Source organism: Rhodococcus sp. ENV425 (assembly GCF_002887785.1).
In the GTDB taxonomy this organism is placed as follows: Bacteria; Actinomycetota; Actinomycetes; order Mycobacteriales; family Mycobacteriaceae; genus Rhodococcus; species Rhodococcus aetherivorans.
Window position 1 is genome coordinate 1 of record NZ_PCZU01000170.1, and the last position, 3,041, is coordinate 3,041.

The window sequence follows — 3,041 nt, forward strand, 5'->3', positions numbered from 1 at the left end:
CGGGTCGGGGGCAGCAGCAGCAGAATTCCGGCGGCGCTGGTGACCGGGCCGGGCACGAGGACGAGGGCGGCACCGACACCGATCAGGGCGCCGTCCGTGAGGGCACGGTCGGCGGCGCCGGCGAATCCGGCACGGTCGGCGGCGGTGCTGCGGACGCGGCCCAGGTTCTGCAGGGCACGCCGGCCCTGCGCGCCGAGGACGAGGTAGCCGAGGACGCTCACCCCGAGGAACAGCAGGATCGTCGCGCCGATGCCCAGGGTGGAGCCGAGCCAGGCCAGCACCCCGATCTCGACGACGACGTAGGCCAGGAACAGCAGCGCGATCATGGGGTGATCCTCCCAGGCGCCGGGGGCGGCACGAATGCGGATGCGACGGTCACACCCGGTCAACGAACGGCGCGGCGGTTTTGCTCCCGACCGCTGTGATCGAATGGCCGCGTGGGTGCGGGCGACTGGGCGGTTCTGATGGTGGCGGCGACCGCCGCGGGGTGGGTCGACGCCGTCGTCGGTGGGGGTGGGCTGATCCTGTTGCCGGCACTGTTCGTCGTCGCCCCGCAACTGACGCCGGCGGCCGCGCTGGCGACGAACAAGCTCACCGCCATCTGCGGCACCGGCGCGGCGGTGGTGACGTTCGCCCGTCGGATCCGGCTGCAGTGGCCGGTCCTGGCTCCGGCGGCGGCGCTGGCCGCAGTCGCGGCCGCGGCGGGTGCGGCGACGGTCTCGCGGATCGACAGGGACCTGTTCATTCCGATCGTGATGGTGGTGCTGGTGGCGGTCGCGGTGTTCGTGACGCTGCGACCGCAGGTCGGCACGACGCTGGCGCACGAACGCCCGACGCTGCGGCGCACGGTGCTGGTGGTGCTGCTGGCGGCCGCGGTGATCGGTTTCTACGACGGGCTGCTCGGCCCCGGCACCGGCACGTTCCTGATCATCGCGTTCGCGACGCTGCTCGGCACCGAGTTCGTGCGCTCGGCGGCGATGGCGAAGGTGATCAATCTCGGGTCGAACCTCGGGGCGTTGGTGTACTTCGCGGCGACCGGGCACGTGTGGTGGTCCATGGGGCTGGCGCTGGCGGTGTGCAACATCGCGGGCGCGGTGGCCGGGTCGCGGACGGCGCTGCGGCGCGGCTCGGGGTTCGTGCGGGTGGTGCTGCTGACCGTGGTGCTGGTGATGGTGGTGCGGCTGGGATGGCAGCAGTTCGGTTGAGCCGGCGCACGGGCCGCTACGGTGTTGCGGGTGAGCACCGTCGACGCCGACTTCCTCGCCCTGCCGCTGCGGGCGCTCGCGGACGCCGCGCTGTCCGTCGCCCGCGCTGCGGGCGCCTCCCACGCGGATCTGCGGGTGCATCGCGTGCACAGCCAGTCGTTGAGCCTGCGGGACGGCGCCGTGCAGGCGGCCGTCGACAGTGTCGACACGGGGCTGGCCGTGCGGGTGGTGGTCGACGGCACGTGGGGGTTCGCCTCGCACGCCGAGCTGAGTCCCCCCGTCGCGGCGGCGACCGCGGGGCAGGCGATCGAGGTGGCCCGGGCGTTGCGGGCGCTGAACCGGGAACGGGTCGAGCTCGCCGACGAACCGGTCTACCCGGACGCGGTGTGGGTGTCACCGTACGAGGTCGATCCGTTCACGGTGCCCACCGCGCAGAAGGTGGCGCGGCTGACGGACTTCTCGCGGCGGCTGCTCGACACCGACGGGGTCGATCACGTGACGGCGAGCTGTCTGCAGATCAAGGAGCAGACGTTCTACGCGGACCTGGCCGGCTCGACGATCACCCAGCAGCGGGTGCGGGTGGCACCGCAGCTCGAGGCCACCGCCGTCGACCGGCGCACCGGCGAGTTCGAGACGATGCGCACCCTCGCCCCGCCGGTGGGGCGGGGTTGGGAGTATCTGGCCGGCGACGCGCACTGGCACTGGAACGAGGAGCTGGAGCGGATCCCCGGCTGGCTGGCGGAGAAGGCGGCGGCCCCCAGCGTGCAGGCCGGGCCGACGGACCTGGTGATCGACCCCACCAACCTGTGGCTGACCCTCCACGAATCGGTCGGGCACGCAACGGAATACGATCGGGCCATCGGGTACGAGGCGGCCTATGCGGGCACCTCGTTCGCCACCCCGGACGGGCTCGGCACGCTGCGCTACGGCACCGACGTCATGCACGTGACGGCGGACCGCACCGTCGCGCACGGGCTCGCCAGCGTCGGCTGGGACGACGACGGGGTCGCCGCCCAGTCCTGGGACCTGGTGCGGGACGGGATCCTGGTGGGCTACCAGCTCGACCGGGTGTTCGCGCCGCGGCTGGGCCTGGGACGCTCGAACGGCTGCTCGTACGCCGACTCGGCGCATCACGTACCGCTCCAGCGGATGGCGAACGTGTCGCTGCAGCCGGACCCGTCGGCCGACACGACCACCGCCGACCTCATCGCCCGGGTCGACGACGGGATCTACGTCGTCGGTGACAAGTCCTGGTCGATCGACATGCAGCGCTACAACTTCCAGTTCACCGGTCAGCGGTTCTACCGGATCCGCGGCGGCGAACTCGCCGGGCAGGTGCGCGACGTGGCGTACCAGGCCACCACGACGGACTTCTGGGGGTCGCTCGAGGCGGTCGGCGGGCCGTCGACCTGGCAGCTCGGCGGCGCCGTGAACTGCGGCAAGGCCCAGCCCGGTCAGGTCGCCCCGGTCAGCCACGGCTGCCCGTCGGCGCTGCTGCGGTCGGTGAACGTGCTCAACACACGCGCGGAGGGCGGGCGATGATCGAGGCGCAGGAACTGCTCGAGCGGGCGCTGCGCTGCTCGACCGCCGACGAGACCATCGTGCTGGTCACCGACACCGGCGAGGCGTCGCTGCGGTGGGCCGGAAATTCGATGACCACCAACGGGATCTCGCGCTCGCGCAGCTGGACGGTGATCGCGGTGCAGCGCGGCGACACCCCCCGCGTCGGGGTGGTGACGTCGAGCAGCGTCGACCCGGCCGACATCGCCCCGACCGTGCGGGCGGCGGGGGCGGCGGCCGCGGCGGCGTCCCCGGCCGAGGACGCGATGCCGCTCG

At 72.9% G+C, this 3,041-nt stretch carries 4 protein-coding genes; 3 read left to right on the forward strand and 1 reads right to left on the reverse strand.

Going from position 1 to position 3,041, the window contains the following annotated elements:
* A partial coding sequence (locus CQZ88_RS13815; RefSeq protein WP_146034307.1) for an FxsA family protein occupies window positions 1-326 on the reverse strand: 326 nt, incomplete at its 3' end.
* Window positions 327-437: 111 nt separating this feature from the next.
* On the opposite strand from CQZ88_RS13815, the gene CQZ88_RS13820 reads away from it, so the two are divergent.
* From CQZ88_RS13820 to CQZ88_RS31010, 3 genes are all read left to right on the forward strand, one after another.
* Window positions 438-1,205, forward strand: coding sequence for a TSUP family transporter (locus tag CQZ88_RS13820; protein ID WP_050035273.1), 768 nt, complete (start codon window positions 438-440; stop codon window positions 1,203-1,205).
* Window positions 1,206-1,235: 30 nt separating this feature from the next.
* On the forward strand, window positions 1,236-2,747 hold the full coding sequence (locus CQZ88_RS13825) for a TldD/PmbA family protein (RefSeq protein ID WP_065922549.1): 1,512 nt from the start codon (window positions 1,236-1,238) through the stop codon (window positions 2,745-2,747).
* A partial coding sequence (locus tag CQZ88_RS31010; protein ID WP_374703825.1) for a PmbA/TldA family metallopeptidase occupies window positions 2,744-3,041 on the forward strand: 298 nt, incomplete at its 3' end. The genes CQZ88_RS13825 and CQZ88_RS31010, both read left to right, overlap by 4 nt.